This is a genomic window from Paenibacillus tarimensis (assembly GCF_021532315.1).
Taxonomy (GTDB): domain Bacteria; phylum Bacillota; class Bacilli; order Paenibacillales; family Paenibacillaceae; genus Paenibacillus_I; species Paenibacillus_I tarimensis.
The window spans coordinates 1-15,044 of record NZ_JAKGAO010000034.1; the positions used below are offsets into that span (position 1 = coordinate 1).

16 protein-coding genes and 11 tRNA genes are annotated in these 15,044 nt (G+C 55.2%); 23 read left to right on the plus strand and 4 right to left on the minus strand.

Annotated features, from left to right (window positions below):
* Positions 1–35: 35 nt before the first annotated feature.
* The 17 genes from L1N82_RS21965 (at position 36) to L1N82_RS22045 (ending at position 5,441) form a co-directional block, all read left to right on the plus strand.
* Positions 36–112: transfer RNA gene (locus L1N82_RS21965), tRNA-Asp, on the plus strand.
* Positions 113–122: 10 nt separating this feature from the next.
* A tRNA-Phe gene (locus L1N82_RS21970) sits at positions 123–198 on the plus strand.
* A gap of 24 nt (positions 199–222) precedes the next feature.
* A tRNA-Thr gene (locus L1N82_RS21975) sits at positions 223–298 on the plus strand.
* Positions 299–302: 4 nt separating this feature from the next.
* Positions 303–388 (plus strand) — tRNA-Tyr (locus tag L1N82_RS21980).
* A 9-nt stretch (positions 389–397) separates the two neighbouring features.
* Positions 398–471 (plus strand) — tRNA-Trp (locus L1N82_RS21985).
* A 13-nt stretch (positions 472–484) separates the two neighbouring features.
* A tRNA-His gene (locus tag L1N82_RS21990) sits at positions 485–560 on the plus strand.
* Positions 561–581: 21 nt separating this feature from the next.
* Positions 582–656 (plus strand) — tRNA-Gln (locus L1N82_RS21995).
* A gap of 5 nt (positions 657–661) precedes the next feature.
* Positions 662–736: transfer RNA gene (locus tag L1N82_RS22000), tRNA-Gly, on the plus strand.
* 11 nt (positions 737–747) lie between these two features.
* A tRNA-Cys gene (locus L1N82_RS22005) sits at positions 748–821 on the plus strand.
* Between the two features lie 16 nt (positions 822–837).
* Positions 838–914, plus strand: a tRNA-Arg gene (locus tag L1N82_RS22010).
* A gap of 14 nt (positions 915–928) precedes the next feature.
* A tRNA-Leu gene (locus L1N82_RS22015) sits at positions 929–1,010 on the plus strand.
* A 254-nt stretch (positions 1,011–1,264) separates the two neighbouring features.
* Positions 1,265–1,558 carry a LiaF transmembrane domain-containing protein gene (locus L1N82_RS22020; RefSeq protein ID WP_235289594.1) on the plus strand — a complete coding sequence of 98 codons (294 nt, stop codon included), beginning with the start codon at positions 1,265–1,267 and terminating at the stop codon, positions 1,556–1,558.
* A 34-nt stretch (positions 1,559–1,592) separates the two neighbouring features.
* Positions 1,593–2,264, plus strand: coding sequence for a PspA/IM30 family protein (locus tag L1N82_RS22025; RefSeq protein WP_235289595.1), 672 nt, complete (start codon positions 1,593–1,595; stop codon positions 2,262–2,264).
* Positions 2,261–2,743 (plus strand): PspC domain-containing protein, encoded by a 483-nt coding sequence (locus L1N82_RS22030; RefSeq protein ID WP_235289596.1) that lies wholly within the window; start codon positions 2,261–2,263, stop codon positions 2,741–2,743. The genes L1N82_RS22025 and L1N82_RS22030 overlap by 4 nt, the downstream gene beginning before the upstream one ends.
* A 4-nt stretch (positions 2,744–2,747) precedes the next feature.
* Positions 2,748–3,455, plus strand: a complete 708-nt coding sequence (locus L1N82_RS22035; RefSeq protein ID WP_235289597.1) for a PspA/IM30 family protein — start codon at positions 2,748–2,750, stop codon at positions 3,453–3,455.
* Positions 3,456–3,727: 272 nt separating this feature from the next.
* Complete coding sequence (locus tag L1N82_RS22040; protein ID WP_235289598.1) at positions 3,728–4,789, plus strand: sensor histidine kinase; 1,062 nt, start codon at positions 3,728–3,730, stop codon at positions 4,787–4,789.
* Between the two features lies 1 nt (position 4,790).
* Entirely contained in the window at positions 4,791–5,441 is a 651-nt protein-coding gene (locus L1N82_RS22045) for a response regulator (protein WP_235289599.1), read from the plus strand.
* A 12-nt stretch (positions 5,442–5,453) separates the two neighbouring features.
* Here L1N82_RS22045 and mobB read toward each other — a convergent pair whose 3' ends face one another.
* Complete coding sequence (gene mobB, locus L1N82_RS22050; RefSeq protein ID WP_235289600.1) at positions 5,454–5,969, minus strand: molybdopterin-guanine dinucleotide biosynthesis protein B; 516 nt, start codon at positions 5,967–5,969, stop codon at positions 5,454–5,456.
* A gap of 63 nt (positions 5,970–6,032) precedes the next feature.
* Between mobB and L1N82_RS22055 the strand changes: the two genes are divergently transcribed.
* Positions 6,033–6,182 carry a hypothetical protein gene (locus tag L1N82_RS22055; RefSeq protein ID WP_235289601.1) on the plus strand — a complete coding sequence of 50 codons (150 nt, stop codon included), beginning with the start codon at positions 6,033–6,035 and terminating at the stop codon, positions 6,180–6,182.
* 5 nt (positions 6,183–6,187) lie between these two features.
* On the opposite strand, the gene L1N82_RS22060 is transcribed toward L1N82_RS22055, so the two are convergent.
* Complete coding sequence (locus L1N82_RS22060; RefSeq protein WP_235289602.1) at positions 6,188–6,373, minus strand: hypothetical protein; 186 nt, start codon at positions 6,371–6,373, stop codon at positions 6,188–6,190.
* A gap of 100 nt (positions 6,374–6,473) precedes the next feature.
* Here L1N82_RS22060 and L1N82_RS22065 point away from each other — a divergent pair, with 100 nt between their 5' ends.
* Positions 6,474–7,790, plus strand: a complete 1,317-nt coding sequence (locus L1N82_RS22065) for a molybdopterin molybdotransferase MoeA (RefSeq protein ID WP_235289603.1) — start codon at positions 6,474–6,476, stop codon at positions 7,788–7,790.
* Positions 7,791–7,924: 134 nt separating this feature from the next.
* Here the strand turns inward: L1N82_RS22065 and L1N82_RS22070 are convergent, their stop codons facing one another.
* Both L1N82_RS22070 and L1N82_RS22075 read right to left on the minus strand, forming a co-directional pair.
* Entirely contained in the window at positions 7,925–9,187 is a 1,263-nt protein-coding gene (locus tag L1N82_RS22070) for a hypothetical protein (protein ID WP_235289604.1), read from the minus strand.
* Between the two features lie 194 nt (positions 9,188–9,381).
* Positions 9,382–9,768 (minus strand): hypothetical protein, encoded by a 387-nt coding sequence (locus L1N82_RS22075; RefSeq protein ID WP_235289605.1) that lies wholly within the window; start codon positions 9,766–9,768, stop codon positions 9,382–9,384.
* A gap of 130 nt (positions 9,769–9,898) precedes the next feature.
* Between L1N82_RS22075 and L1N82_RS22080 the strand changes: the two genes are divergently transcribed.
* The 4 genes from L1N82_RS22080 (at position 9,899) to L1N82_RS22095 (ending at position 14,782) form a co-directional block, all read left to right on the plus strand.
* Positions 9,899–10,750 (plus strand): hypothetical protein, encoded by an 852-nt coding sequence (locus L1N82_RS22080; protein WP_235289606.1) that lies wholly within the window; start codon positions 9,899–9,901, stop codon positions 10,748–10,750.
* 225 nt (positions 10,751–10,975) lie between these two features.
* A complete protein-coding gene (gene zwf, locus L1N82_RS22085; protein ID WP_407946804.1) occupies positions 10,976–12,535 on the plus strand; it encodes a glucose-6-phosphate dehydrogenase in 1,560 nt (519 codons plus the stop codon).
* Between the two features lie 16 nt (positions 12,536–12,551).
* The gene (locus L1N82_RS22090) at positions 12,552–13,178 is read left to right on the plus strand and encodes a cyclase family protein (protein WP_235289608.1); all 627 of its coding nucleotides are present in this window, start codon (positions 12,552–12,554) and stop codon (positions 13,176–13,178) included.
* A 17-nt stretch (positions 13,179–13,195) separates the two neighbouring features.
* A complete protein-coding gene (locus L1N82_RS22095; protein ID WP_235289609.1) occupies positions 13,196–14,782 on the plus strand; it encodes a peptide chain release factor 3 in 1,587 nt (528 codons plus the stop codon).
* Positions 14,783–15,044: the final 262 nt, after the last annotated feature.

Here is a 15,044-nt window from a genome sequence, read left to right on the forward strand (position 1 = left end):
CTTTACCATCGGAGTTATTCCGAAGTCCATACTCTGGAGCTGTGGTGTAGAGGCCTAACATGCCTGCCTGTCACGCAGGAGACCGCGGGTTCGAATCCCGTCAGCTCCGCCATTACCATCATGGCTCGGTAGCTCAGTTGGTAGAGCAGAGGACTGAAAATCCTCGTGTCGGCGGTTCGATTCCGTCCCGAGCCACCATGTAAGTTTGAAGGAATTGCATATGCCGGTGTAGCTCAATTGGTAGAGCAACTGACTTGTAATCAGTAGGTTGGGGGTTCAAGTCCTCTCGCCGGCACCACCTTGGAGGATTAGCGAAGTGGCCAAACGCAGCAGACTGTAAATCTGTTCTCTGACGAGTTCGGTGGTTCGAATCCATCATCCTCCACCAGTTTACCTTAGGGGCATAGTTTAAAGGTAGAACAGCGGTCTCCAAAACCGTTAGTGTGGGTTCAATTCCTGCTGCCCCTGCCAATTGAATAGTATGGCGGTCGTGGCGAAGGGGTTAACGCACCGGATTGTGGCTCCGGCATTCGTGGGTTCAAGTCCCATCGATCGCCCCATTACAACTAAATCTAAAATGTTGGGGATTAGCCAAGCGGTAAGGCAACGGACTTTGACTCCGTCATGCCTAGGTTCGAATCCTAGATCCCCAGCCATTAACGCGGAAGTGGCTCAGCGGTAGAGCATCGCCTTGCCAAGGCGAGGGTCGCGGGTTCGATTCCCGTCTTCCGCTCCATTTTTTTATCTGGCGCCATAGCCAAGTGGTAAGGCAGAGCTCTGCAAAAGCTTTACCCCCAGTTCGAATCTGGGTGGCGCCTCCACTATTTTTCACAACGTGTGCCCTTAGCTCAGCTGGATAGAGCGTTTGACTACGAATCAAAAGGTCAGGAGTTCGAATCTCTTAGGGCACGCCATTTTTTTTATTTAAGCCGGCGTGGCGGAATGGCAGACGCGCTCGACTCAAAATCGAGTCCGAAAGGGTGGAGGTTCGAGTCCTCTCGCCGGTACCATTATATAGAATTAACAATGCTCTCTGAAATGAATCATTTCAGGGGGCTTTTTTGTTGTCTTCTTCATGGCTCCTTTCGTAATGCTGCTGTTATCTCGAGAAAGGCTGTGAAGCTCTAAGACTGCTGGTCCTGACTTCCCCGTCCAAGGTCTAGTATCAGAAACCGACGCAGGTCTGTTTTGCGGAATCATAATATCACCTACAATAAGAACATAAGCAAACGACATACAACGAAGGGAAAGGCGGTGAGCATAAATGAATAGTAAAACAGCAATTGGTGCAGTGCTCGTATTTTGTGGAGGTTGGATGGTGTTGAATATGCTTGGCATTACGCTGGGCCCCATATTCGGTTATATCTTCCCCTTCATTCTGATTGGTCTCGGTATCGTTGGGATGAAGAATGACAAGAAAATCGTCGGAGCGGTCTTGCTGACAATCGGCTTGATCTCCTTGCTTGCCAAGCTGTCCGGCTTGATTATGCTTGTGATCGCAATTGCTTTAATCGTCGGCGGCGTATCCTTGTTTAAGAGCAAGAACCGGGCGTTCTGATAGCAAACGTTAAAGGAATCGGAGGATATAAAAGATGAGCTTAATGCGGCGCATACGAGATATCACGGTAGCAACATTGAACGAACGATTAGAGAAAGCTGAAGATCCGGTACGGTTAATTGACCAGTTCTTATGGTCAACCCGTGAAGAGATCATCCAGGCTGAGAAGCTGTACCAGCAATATGCCGGTCATGCTAACCACTTGAAGATGCAGTGGCTGCAGGCTGAGCAGCAGAGAGAGAAAAGAGAGCAGCAGGCAATCACGGCTTTAAAGGCCGGTGAGGAACATATCGCACGGATTGCACTGCAGGAAAAAGCAAGCCATGAGCAGAATGCGGCTCAATATAAAGAGCTATATGAGCAAGCTCAGCAAAATGTGAGCGAGCTCGAAGACCTGCTGCGCGAGCTGCGCAGCGAGTACCAATCGGTATATGACAAGCGGGAGTTTTATGCGGCACGTATGGAGTCGCTGCGCCTGCAGCAGCGGATGAACCAGCGATATTATGGCGGCGGCCCTGGCGGACAGCCGGAAGGCATGTTCCGTAAGCTGGATGACCGTATTAGCGATATGGAGCATGAGGCTAGAAGCCTGCGTGATCTTCGCCGGGCAGGGCAGGATTACGGCATGCATTCAAACAGCTCGGCTCAATCCGCAATCGAGCGGGAACTGGAGCAGCTTAAGCGTAAACTTGAGAAGGAGGGGTGAATCACTTGAGAAAATTGTACCGGTCCACGCGGGACAAGAAGCTATTCGGGTTGTGCGGGGGGCTGTCCGATGCAATGGGCGTAGATGGAACACTCATCCGGATCCTGGCTATCGTGCTGGCCGTGTTTACAAGCGGAGCGTTCATATTAGTTTATATCCTGGCAGCACTTGTTGTGCCGAAGGAACCGAATATGTATAACAACTTCGGGCAGGGCGGTTTCAACGGTTATGGTGGTGGCCCTGGTTACGGCGGCGGTGGTGGCTATCAAGCGCCTGGCGGCGGCTATTACAGCCAAAACCCGAACCAACCGGGTCCTGGCTGGAATAATTGGCAGGGCAGCAATAGTCAAGGTCAGCACAACCAGCCGCCTCGTCCCGGCGATCTTGATTCCATGATGGATGATCTGGAGAAGAAAGCACTTCGCAGGGAACTTGAAGAACTGAAAGCTAAACTCGCGAAATACGAGAAGGGAGAATAACACAATGGGAATTTTTAAACGCATGAAGGATATGACAAAGGCTTCGCTTCACGATCTTCTGGATAAAATGGAAGACCCGGTTGTTATGCTGAACCAATACATTCGGGATATGGAAAGTGAGATTCATCAGGCTGAGGTAACTGTTGCCAAGCAAATGGCCAACGAGCGCCGTATGAGACAGCGCTATGAAGAAGCGGCACGCAGTGCAATGGACCGTGAAAGCAAGGCAGAACAGGCTATGCGCAGTGGTCATGAAGAGCTGGCACGTAAGATGCTGGAAGAGAAAATCTTCTTCGATCAGAAGACTTCGGAGTATAGTGATCTTCATGCCCAGGCCAAAACGCAGGCAGATGAGCTGATGGCTCAGCTGCATGAAATGAAGGAAGAGTTTTATCAGCTGCGCAACAAGCGCAATGAGCTGGCAGCTCGTGCACAAATGGCGAAAGCACAGAAGCAAATGTCGCAGATCAGCAGCACACATTCCATCGAGAGCGGCAATGCTTCGAGAGGCTTCAACCGGATGGAAGAGAAAATCATGCAGATGGAAGCCGAAGCAGATGTACTCCGTGTTCCCGGCATGCTGAGAACATCCTCGACACCTCTGTACAGTGCCGCAGATGCGGAGAAGCAGATGAAGGTCGAAGAGCAGCTCCAGGCGCTTAAGAGCAAGCTCAATGGTCCGTCGTTAGACAAAAAAACTGACCAAGAATAAGCCTTGTACGGTGTACCTTGCATCTGATAGGAAATAGGCGGAGACCATGCCGCGGCGCCTTACCAGGCAGCCGCGGCTGTCTCTTGTCAGATAGGCTGGGCGGCAGTCAGATGACTGAAACTTTGGGTTATTAAAGCTCGTTATATAGATTAATCAGCATTTATTGTGCCTATACATAATATAGTCGCCATCCATGTGAGCTTCAGCAGCAGAGATGGCTGCAGTACAGATATAGATGGCTGCTTGCAGCCTCATGAAGGGGGATCAAGAAAATGGCCGACGGACAGACTGGGGTTCATTCACCTTCAGCGCCAACCGCGCAAAAGGAACAGCCGAAGCCTGTTAAGCCGCCATTGAAGCCTGCCAGATCAATGAAGCCCAATATAGCAGAGACGATGATATGGCTGCTTATTATTACAGGGCTGCTTGTATTAGTACTGCAGGGTATGGGCGTTGTACAGATCTTTTTCCTGCAGGGGAAAGCGGCGGCGGTCGTCTTAGCAGTTATCGGTTTGGGGCTTATAACGGCTGCTGTCTATGGTTACCTCCAGAACCTGAAGCTGAAGGAAACCTTGCTGCGACTGGCCGAACAGCAGCGGTGGAAGCGTCGATCCGTAACCATTACAGACCGGGATGATACCGGACAGGATGATGAAGAAGAAACACTGGAGGAGAAGGTACGGACGGAGAAGGTAAAGTTCTCTGCGGTGATCGAGGAACGCCAGCGGCTTGCCCGAGAGCTGCATGACGCGGTAAGTCAGCAGTTGTTCGCCATATCCATGACAGCAACGGCTGTGAAGCGGACGCTGGATAAGGATTTTGAACGTGCCAAGCGTCAGGTTGAGCTGATCGAGGAAATGGCCTCAGTCGCCCAGTCTGAAATGCGTGCGCTGCTGCTTCATCTTCGTCCGGTTCATCTAGAAGGCAAGAATCTGCCGCAGGCACTCGAAGCGCTGCTGGAGGAATTGAAGCAGAAGGTACCGATGGCTATATCGTTAGACATGGATGAATCCATCGTTATGATGCCCCAGGTCGAAGATCATCTGTTCCGGATCGTGCAGGAGGCGCTGTCAAATACGCTACGTCATGCAAAAGCGGAGAAAATGGAGATCGGGCTTCACGTATACGGGCATCAGGTTAGGCTGACCCTGCGGGATGATGGAGTCGGATTTGACCTGGAAGAGAAGAAGCAGACGTCATACGGGCTCTTGACCATGGAAGAGCGCGTAACGGAGATGGGCGGATCGTTCCAGATCGTATCGTCACCAGGTGATGGAACGAGCATCGAGGTGTGGGTACCGGTTATTTTGAACGAAAGAGGAGAAGGTGTATAGGATGGAAGAGCCTATTAAGGTGCTGCTTGTTGATGATCATGAGATGGTACGGATTGGTCTGGCCGCTGTGCTGGATACGGAGGAAGGCATTGAGGTGGTCGGCGAGGCGAGCAATGGACAGGATGGCATTCGCCTTGCTCAAGCTTACAAGCCTGATGTCGTACTGATGGATCTGGTAATGGAAGGTATGGACGGTGTAGAGACGACCCGTAAGCTGCTAGAGCTTTATCCGGAATGCCGAGTTATCGTGCTCACAAGCTTCATAGACGACAGTAAAATGTATCCGGTGCTGGAGGCGGGTGCGTTCTCTTATCTCCTCAAAACTTCCCGCGCGAACGAAATCGCCGATGCGATCCGTGCGGCCGCCCGCGGTCAATCGGTATTGGAGCAGCAGGTGGCAGTCAAAATGATGAGCCGCTTCCGCGAGCCGAAGAAGCCGGAGCAAAAGCCTCTCCATGAAGATCTTACCGAACGTGAGATGGAAGTGCTGCAGCTGCTTGCCAAGGGCAAGCCGAATCAGGAAATCGCTGACGACCTCTTCATCGGCATCAAGACGGTAAAATATCATATTACGAATATTCTGGCCAAGCTGGAGGTCGATGACCGGACGCAGGCGGCAATTTATGCCCATAAGCACGGGATAGCGGAGTAGTTCGTTTGGGAATTAGACGCCTGCTAGGGTGCGTACAAGACGGTACAGCGGCTCGAGATCATCTATAGCGAGAACAGGAAGGCCGAGATTCGGCAGGTTTTGAGCAGCGGGAAAAGCAGGCCATTGTACGGCGGCAATGACATTGTCTAGCTGGAGAAGCTCTAGATCGGTCTCCTGGCGAAGCAGAATGAGCTTGGGGTAGGGAGCTGTTTTGAAGCCTTCTGCCAGGATAATATCAACCTCCTGCATACCCGTAATAAGCTCATGAAGTTCTGCAGGCCGGTTCATAAGCCAGGCTGTCCTGCGGGAGGACGAGATGGCGGTTATATCGGCACCAGCTTGCTGATGCTGCCACGTATCTGTGCCGTCTTGATCCATGGTAAAGTCGTGGGCATCATGCTTGACCGTGCCGACGGTGAGTCCGTCTGCCTTTATCCGTTCTACGAGCCGGCAGAGCAGGGTAGTTTTGCCGCTGTTCTTGTAGCCGGCGATCTGGATGACGGGCGGATGGAGTGCAGGTTGGGGCATGGGCAGTTCCTCCGGTTGCTTGATAGAGTAGGATACATGATTACCTATACATAAGAATGGCTTATGGCCGGTTCGCTGACAGGGCGGGCCGGTTTTTTTGATGGGATGAAGCAGGCGGAAGCCAGGCTGCATGGCCACTGGTCGTTTCAAGAGCTGCTGCTTTCTGCTAAACTGGTAGGTAGACAGGAAGCGGTATGCGCTCCTCTGGAATAAGAGAACTATTCATCTTCATCGCTGCGAAAAGTCAAGGAAGCGGCAAAGGCCGAACCAAACAGGAACAGCAGTCCAACGCTCCACCCGATGAGCGATGCGTTAGGAACCTGCTTGGTTAAGGCTTGTCCGACGATGACAGCGGTAAAGGAAAGCATAATCAGGATAATAGTCCAATTGGAAGGCTTCTTCATTCGTTCACCTCAGCGTAATTGTAGCGGATTCTGCCCGTGAGCGGCAAGGGAACGGGCAGTGGAGGATTCCTGCCGGGAAGCCGAAGGAGGCAGGGAGATCGTGAGTTTGCAGGGAGAGGCGCGGTTTAACCGCCGCGCCGTGAAGGTCGCCGAAGCGCAGCGGAGAGTGCTGGAAGCGGTGCAGCCGCTTCCGCCGGAGACAGCTGCGCTGTGGCGCTGCGGCGGCCGGTATCTGGCACAGTCATGCGAAGCGACTGTGGACTGGCCGCCCTTCGCGCGCGCAGGCATGGACGGGTATGCGGTCCATGCCGCGGATACGGCGCAGGCGACCGCCGAGCAGCCGGCGGTGCTGCGCGTGACCGGCACGGTGGCGGCGGGGCAGGTCTACGCCGGGACCGTGCAGCCGGGCACAGCCGTGCGCATCATGACTGGCGCGGCAGTGCCTGCAGGGGCAGATGCTGTCGTCATGCTGGAGCAGACCGCAGAAGCAGCAGAGCCCGGGCCCCGGTCGGTGCTTGTGAAAGCACCGGCCCTCCCGGGCCAGAATGTAGCGCCGCGCGGAGAGGAGTTCCGCCGCGGCGCAGTGATCGCCAGGCCCGGCACACGTCTCGGGCCCGGCCACATCGCGCATCTCGGCACCTTCGGATATGCCGAGCTGCAGGTGCACAGGCGGCCGCGCGTTGCGATCTTCGCGACCGGAACAGAGCTGCTGCCGGTCGGGGCTCCGCTGGAGCCGGGCCGCATCCGTGACAGCAACAGCGCGATGATCGCCGCGCTGGTGGAGAGCTGCGGCGGCGAAGCGCTCCCGCTCGGCCGCCTCGCCGATGACCCGGCGGCTGTATCGCTCGCGCTCGAAGCCGCTCTGGATGAGGCCGACGCCGTTATTACGACCGGCGGCGTATCGGTGGGCGATTATGACGTCATGGCTGTCATCATGAGGAAGCTTCGCGGCGGTGCCAGCAATAGGGCGGATGCTGTTATGCCGGAAGCCGCAGCCCATGGCCTGCTGTTCGATAAGGTAGCCATGCGTCCCGGAAGCCCCACCTCAGCGGCAATGGTGAACGGAAAGCCGTTGTGGGCGCTGTCAGGCAACCCGGGAGCCTGTCATGTGGGCTTCGAGCTGTTCGTCCGCCCGGCCCTTCGCCGGATGCAGGGCAGCAGCTCACCGCTGCACCGGACCGTCAATGCCCGCTTGGGCGCTTCGGTCGGCAAGGGCTCTCCGCATGACCGGTATGTACGGGCGGTTCTTGGAGAGCGGGATGGCAGGTGGACAGCTGATCTGCTCGCCTTTAACAAGTCGAGCATGATGGCCTCTCTGCCAGAGGCCAATGCGCTTGTCCGTATACCAGCAGGTCCGGCAGGCGCTGAAGCGGGCGCCGAGGTATCAGTCTTGCTGCTCGGACCGCTTCATGAATAAAGAATAGCGGCAGATATACGTAAACCAAACAGCCTTTACAAGACACCTGAGAGCCAACCGGCATCGTGCTTGTAAAGGCTTACTTATTTCATCTAATCTTCATAATTACGGCGTGGCTGGTGATGCGGGTCTGCTCAGGACAAATCATTGACGACCAGGCCATAGGTTGGCAGCTGCCAGTGCACTTCCCGCCCCGGCCTGTAGAGCGTGTAACCGGATAGCGCCGGGGCATTAGGGTCGAGCAATTCAACGACTGGCAGCTCGCGGAACTGCTGCAGCAGCTTCTGGACATTCTCCGCCCAGCCGGTCACATCCCGCATCTGGAATCGTACGAGCTCAGGCGAGACCTCGGCGAGCTTCATCAGCAGGCCGGTATTCAGCACGGCATGGCCGTTCTCATTCTTCGATATGCCGAGCTGAGCAGCCTCAGTGGTGAAGACTGCCGCTTCGAGCCTGCCCGGCAGGCTGTCATGCAGGTAACCGGCATAACGGTCAAACACGGCAGCGAGTGCTGATAGTTTAAGGATGGCGGCCTCCAGCTGTTCGGCCACCGCCTTCAGATCAGGCCCGATCCTGACATGAACGGCTTCTTCCGTAACCTGATGAAAGGTAAGCCTCACGGTGCCGCCATACAAGCTCACGGTATTGGAAGGGGCATCAACCGGCGGACTGCCGTCTATACGGAAGCGGGCGTTGCCGGCTTCTCTAGCCACATTCTGTATGCCGCTTGAGGCAGCCGCACTGCCGATGTGGTCAGCGATCGAGAATCTTTCCCCTTCGCCTGTAAGCGTACCGGTGATCTCTAACCGGACCGTCCGCTCTTGTTTGTCGGCTTCCACTTCGGCAGTTAGCCCAATGTCAGCAGATAGAATGACACTGCGGATTTTGGCCAGCGCATGCGCGTTAGTATCGGATGGAGAAATCATGACCGAGGCTTCAACGGATTGTCCTCCGGCAGACAGAAGCAGGGTGTGAAGCCCCGGTTCGACAATGGAGCTGCCGTCTCTAGGCAGGGTGTACCCCTTGTTCATCTGTCCCACAGCAAGCTGCTCGGCCTGAACGGAGATTAACCGGGCGGCAGCTTCATACGAAGCGCTTCCTGTAACCGAATCAGGGTCGCTGGTCTGAACGACGGGCTGCTCCCATGCTGAAGTGGCGGGGGAGGTTACAAGCCGGAATGCGGCCTCCGCATCCATGGCGGCCTGAAGCCATGCTGCGGCTCCGGTAGCAGCCTGTTTGGCTTGTCTTGACCAAGGCGCATTCTTGCCGGCTGGCGGGTTCGGCGTATGCTTATCCCGATTCCGGTATGGATTGCCCGCATGTGGAGAATACGGCTGTATGGGATCAAACGTGCCAAGGGGGTGTATGCCTCTGGACAATGGTGGAATATGCATCACGTGTTCACCTCCGGGGGCTTATATTCGAATAGCTAACTTAAACTGTATATCGTCATGCTGAACATGTAAATGAAGTTCGTGTATATGCAAGAGCAAGGTTTAAGTTAAGGAGGGGAAATCAGGCTCGCTCTAGGATTCATGTGCAGATTATGTAGTTCCCGGCCTGAGGGCCGGGTCGCCGTGCGACCAGTCAGCTACAGTACGAGCAGCAAGAGGGCGATCAGGGCGAGATCAAGCGTAACTGCGGCGCCATAAGGGTAAGCGCCGGGATAGCCGTAGCCGTAGCCATAGCCATAGCCGTAAGGGTAGGCAAGGGTCTGTGCGGAACCGGCCTTCTTGCCGCTCCGTTTCTTCTTCCCAGCTGTACGTGACGCTTGGCTGCTAAGACGTGAGCTCTTCCTGCGGGTTCCCGAAGGCTTCCCCTGGACTGCCGGAGCGGCGTCTCCATTAAGCGTCAGCTTCCCGCCTTGGCAAGTGCTGAGGAAGCCGACATGCCTGGTGCCATCCTGCATGACAACACAGACAAGATTGCCGCAGAAACCGCGGACTCTCTCTTCAGTAAGCGGATAGATGGGCTGCATGTTGGTTATTACACCTCCAGTAAGGCTTCTTGCACACAGTGTATTCACCCAGGGGCGTATGCGTATGGTCAGATACCCAAGTGTTGAAGCAGAATACCTAATGAGATGGATGAAAGAGGGGAATTATAACTTGGAACAACACCTTGTAACCAGCCGAAAAGGACAGCGCCGCCCGGCCGGCGGCAGCCCGAAAGGGATTTTCATAGCGCTTGCTGTGCTGCTAGTCGCGGCGGCAGCAGCCGTATGGATGAGCCGCCAGCCCGGCGGTGAAGGACTCGCTCCCGGGATATCGGGTACGAACGGCTCCCTCCGGGAAGATGCAGCCAAGCTGTGGGACTGGGCGGATGATGAATTGGCAGGAGGAGCGGAGAAAGCAGGATGGTCCGCACGATGGGACAGCAGCATGACAGCGGAAGAGACAGCGGTACTGATGAAGAAGCTGGAGCTGACGCCATCTAGCAAAGACCGGGCTGAGCAGGACGGACCGCTGTTTCGCGTCCTCTTATGGCGGGAAGAGGGTATCGGTTTGCCGGGCGGCGAAGCGGGAAGCAGCGGAGCAGAGAGCAGCCAGCCTGGGGTAACAGAAACAGAAGTGGAGGCTGAGGAGCACGACTCCCGGTCTGTCCTGCTCTTCGAGGGCAGTCCGGGGCTTGCAAGGTCAGATTTTTTGCAGCGGATCAGCCTGATCGACAGTCTGCTGGACGCATCGGCGGGGAGAAGCCTGACATTCCGCGGGGAAGCGCGTTCGGTGGGGTCGGGTGAACGGATTGCAGAAGCTGCGGATGCCAGCAGAGTGGAGTCCTATGACGGCGGAGGAACAGCCAGTGATGTTTATTTTACATCCGGTCTGAGGTTGTACACATACAGCGGGGATAACAAGGTTAATCTGCAGCTGGCCTCTCACTGGGACAGGGAGGCGGGACGCTTGCAGCTGACGGGCGGCGTGCCGCTTATAACAGGGGATTACAGCAGGGTGCCATAACCCTCCCTTCTCTGGTACAACGGGATGGATGAGTCCGCGGCGGGCGTTACCGGAGTCTCCGCCTTTATCCCTGGCTTAACCTGATATATTCGCGGTTTTTTCAATCTTCATCAATTATTTTTATAGCGTCATTAATAGCGATTCTCATTCGAGTATGTTAAACTACATATCATGAAATGACGGTCTGTCAATACTTAAAAATACATAAAGGAAAGAATGAGGATTATGACAGAACAATACAATCAAGGGCAAATGCCGGCACCATCCGGCGCCGTTTTTTATCTGTTCGGAGCAACTGGAGATTTGGCCAAGCGCAAGCTTTTCCCTGCGCTGTTCAGTCTGTATAAAGAAGGCAAGCTTGCGGAGGATTTTGCTGTTGTGGGTCTGGCCCGCCGTCCCCGTACGAACGACCAGTTCCGCAGCGACCTGTACGATTCGATCAATGAGTTCTGCCGCTATAAGGCAACTGATGCCGAGCTGTGGAACCGGTTCGCGCAGCATTTTGTCTACATGTCGCTTGACATTAACAACGTGGACGGTTTCCGTGAGCTGAATGTGCTGTCGGAAGAGCTGGACCGCAAATTCGACATTAAGGGCAACCGCCTGTTCTATCTGGCGCTTGCTCCTGAGCTGTTTGGCCCGGTATCGTTCAACCTGCGCGAAGGCGGTCTGCTGCAGTCGCCAGGCTGGCACAGACTGGTCATCGAGAAGCCGTTCGGTTATGACCTGCCGTCCGCACAGCTGCTTAATGAGCAGCTCAGCCAGGTATTTAAGGAAGAAGAGATCTACCGGATCGACCACTATCTGGGCAAGGAAATGGTTCAGAACATTGAAGTTATCCGCTTCGCGAACGCATTCTTCGAGCCGCTCTGGAACCGGGATCATATTGCCAATGTGCAGATCACACTGTCCGAGACCGTTGGCGTTGAAGACCGCGGCGGTTACTATGACAAGTCAGGCGCACTCCGCGACATGGGCCAGAACCACATGCTGCAGATGTTGACGATGATTGCCATGGAGCCGCCAAGCCGGGAGCATCCGGAGGATATCCGCGATGAGAAGGTGAAGGTGCTCCGCTCGCTCCGCCAGTTTGCGTCATCTGATGATGTGCGCAAGCGCGTGGTGCGCGGCCAGTATGCGAAAGGCTCGTTGAAGGGCAAGGAGCTGAAGGGCTACCGCGAGGAAGATTCCGTTAATCCGGAATCGACCACGGAAACCTATTTTGCGGCGAAGGTGTTCGTGGACAACTTCCGCTGGGCCGGTGTGCCGTTCTATATCCGGACAGGCAAGCGCCTGCCGGTCAAGACAACCGAGGTTGTCATCGAGTTCAAGAACGCCCCGGATAATGTTCTGTTCTCGCGGAAGCATTCCCTTCAGCCGAACCTGCTTGTTATTCGCGTCAATCCGATGGAGGGTATCTACATCAAGATCAACGCGAAGAAGCCGGGTACGGATTCGCAGATCCAGCCGGTCGCGATGGAATTCTGCCAGAGCTGTCAGGTGGGCATCAATACACCGGAAGCCTACGAAACGCTGCTTCACGATGCGGTACAGGGCGACTCGACTTATTTCACCCGCTGGGATGAGGTGTCCCATGCCTGGACGTTCGTAGACAAGATTGCCGCTGCATGGCGGGAGTCGACTTCCGATCTGATGCAATACGCCGCTGGCTCATGGGGCCCGCAGCAGGCAGACAGGCTGCTGGCTGAGGACGGTTACCACTGGTGGCCGGTTAACGGCCAGGAAGAAGATAACGTCGTTTGGATCAGCAACTCGGGCAAATAAGGAGGAGGGCTCCACGATGTTCAAAATTATCGATATTTCCATGACCATTGAAGACAGCATGCCTGTCTACAAGAATAAAGAGGAAAAGAAGCCCAAAATCTACAACTCCTCGAATTTTCAAACGGGCAAGACGCATGAAACACGGATCGACGTAGACTGCCACGGCGGCACGCATATTGATGCTCCGCTGCATATGCTGGAGGATGGCGCTACGGTTGAGACGATCGGGCTGGAGCAGCTTGTCGGCACCTGCCGGGTGCTGGATCTGACACATGTCGAGGACGGCATTACGCGGGAGGATCTTGAGCCGCATAACCTGCAGAAGGGTGAATGGGTGCTGCTGAAGACGAAGAATTCGTTCACCGATGCGTTCGATCCGGAATTTATCTATGTGAAGGAAGACGGCGCACGCTACCTGATCGAAGCGGGCATCCGCGGCGTCGGGATCGACTCGCTCGGCATTGAGCGCGCGCAGCCGGAATATACAACGCACCGTCCGCTGTTCCGCAACAATATCATTATCGCGGAAGGGCTTCGGCTCAAGGATGTCCTGCCGGGCACGTATTTCATGGTCATCGCCCCGCTCAAGCTGACGGGAATTGATGGCGCGCCGGCGAGGGCCTTCCTGATCGCCAATGCTTAAGATGAAGGGATAACACGATGAGTAAACCGTTAACGGAAGAAATAAAATCAGAAGTCGATCGCAGACGCACGTTTGCGATCATCTCACACCCGGACGCGGGTAAAACCACACTTACCGAGAAGCTCCTCCTGTTCGGGGGAGCTATCCGGGAAGCCGGTACGGTCAAGGCACGGAAGGCGAGCCGCCATGCCACATCCGACTGGATGGAGATCGAGAAGCAGCGCGGCATCTCGGTTACCTCCAGTGTCATGCAGTTCGATTACAACGGACACCGGGTCAACATTCTGGATACGCCTGGTCACCAGGATTTCAGTGAGGACACCTACCGGACGCTGACAGCTGCTGACAGCGCGGTCATGCTGATCGACGTCGCCAAGGGCGTCGAGGCGCAGACGATCAAGCTGTTCCAGGTATGCAGCAAGCGGGGCATTCCGATCTTCACCTTCATTAACAAGCTGGACCGTGAAGGCCAGAGCCCGTTCGATCTGATGGAAGAGATTGAGCGGGTTCTCGGCATCCGGTCCGTTCCCATGAACTGGCCAATCGGCATGGGCCGGGACTTGTGCGGCGTCTATGACCGGATGAAGAATCAGGTCGAGCTGTTCCAGGGCAAGGACCATACCAAGATTGAGGTTCGCAAGGTGGAGGACTACAACGATCCGATCATCCGCGAGATGGCCGGGGAGTTCATGCACGACCAGCTTAAGCAGGATTTGGAGCTGCTGGACGTTGCCGGTGACCAGTTCGATTATGAGAAGGTGCGCCGCGGCGAGCTGACGCCGGTCTTCTTCGGCAGCGCAGTTAATAACTTCGGTGTGCAGACGTTTCTGGAGAACTTCCTGCAGCTTGCGCCGTCTCCAACACCGCGCAAGTCGACCGAAGGGGAGATCGAGCCGGTATCGGAGAAGTTCAGCGGCTATATCTTCAAAATTCAGGCGAACATGAACCCGGCCCACCGTGACCGGATCGCATTCCTGCGGGTTTGCTCGGGACGGTTCGACCGCGGGATGAGCGTCAAGCATGTGCGCGCTGGCAAGGAGATCAAGCTGTCGCAGCCGCAGCAGTTCCTGGCGCAGGACCGCGATATTGTTCAATCCGCTTATCCCGGCGACATTGTCGGCCTGTTCGATCCCGGCATCTTCCGGATCGGCGACTCGCTGTCGCAGGGCAAGGAGGTGGTCTTCGACGAGCTGCCAACGTTCTCGCCGGAGATTTTCGCCAAGGTAACCGTCAAGAACGCGCTGAAGCACAAGCAGTACCAGAAGGGGATCGACCAGCTGACAGAGGAGGGCACCATCCAGGTGTTCCATACGACCAGCGGTTTTGAAGAGATAATTCTGGGCGTTGTGGGCCAGCTGCAGTTCGAGGTGTTCGAGTACCGGATGAAGGGTGAGTACGGCGTTGATATCCAGCTGCACCGGATGACATTCCAGTTCGCGCGCTGGATTGTCGATGACAATGTCGATCCGTCCAAATACCGGATTAACTCTACGCTTGTGAAGGACAAGAAGGGCAATTATGTCGCGCTGTTCGAGAATGAATATGCGATGCGGACCGCGATGGATAAGAACCCGACCACGAAGTTCCTGGAGACGGCGCCTTAAGGGGCGCACGTATCCTGCATGAATACTCGTCTATCATGACTCTACAAGACTTCCGAATGACAGAAGATATCTCTTCTATCAACTCGGGAGTCTTTCTTGTATATGCGGCATGCTGGAAGTTATCAGTGAAGGCGGATGTGCCATTGACCCAATAAAGGAAACGGCTTTATGGTTAGAGGTATGTATTGGCAGCAGGACTGCCTTTCACACCAGCGCCAGAAAATGGTACAGTGAAGGTATGACAGGGTTTAGATTAACAGCA

Excerpts from the sequence above, each read along its gene's own strand:
- mobB (WP_235289600.1), bottom strand. The coding sequence starts at position 5,969 with ATGCCCCAACCTGCACTCCATCCGCCCGTCATCCAGATCGCCGGCTAC.
- L1N82_RS22060 (WP_235289602.1), bottom strand. The coding sequence starts at position 6,373 with ATGAAGAAGCCTTCCAATTGGACTATTATCCTGATTATGCTTTCCTTT.
- L1N82_RS22075 (WP_235289605.1), bottom strand. The coding sequence starts at position 9,768 with ATGCAGCCCATCTATCCGCTTACTGAAGAGAGAGTCCGCGGTTTCTGC.
- L1N82_RS22020 (WP_235289594.1), top strand. The coding sequence starts at position 1,265 with ATGAATAGTAAAACAGCAATTGGTGCAGTGCTCGTATTTTGTGGAGGT.
- L1N82_RS22025 (WP_235289595.1), top strand. The coding sequence starts at position 1,593 with ATGAGCTTAATGCGGCGCATACGAGATATCACGGTAGCAACATTGAAC.
- L1N82_RS22095 (WP_235289609.1), top strand. The coding sequence starts at position 13,196 with ATGAGTAAACCGTTAACGGAAGAAATAAAATCAGAAGTCGATCGCAGA.
- L1N82_RS22090 (WP_235289608.1), top strand. The coding sequence starts at position 12,552 with ATGTTCAAAATTATCGATATTTCCATGACCATTGAAGACAGCATGCCT.
- L1N82_RS22035 (WP_235289597.1), top strand. The coding sequence starts at position 2,748 with ATGGGAATTTTTAAACGCATGAAGGATATGACAAAGGCTTCGCTTCAC.
- L1N82_RS22040 (WP_235289598.1), top strand. The coding sequence starts at position 3,728 with ATGGCCGACGGACAGACTGGGGTTCATTCACCTTCAGCGCCAACCGCG.
- L1N82_RS22045 (WP_235289599.1), top strand. The coding sequence starts at position 4,791 with ATGGAAGAGCCTATTAAGGTGCTGCTTGTTGATGATCATGAGATGGTA.
- zwf (WP_407946804.1), top strand. The coding sequence starts at position 10,976 with ATGACAGAACAATACAATCAAGGGCAAATGCCGGCACCATCCGGCGCC.
- L1N82_RS22055 (WP_235289601.1), top strand. The coding sequence starts at position 6,033 with ATGGCCGGTTCGCTGACAGGGCGGGCCGGTTTTTTTGATGGGATGAAG.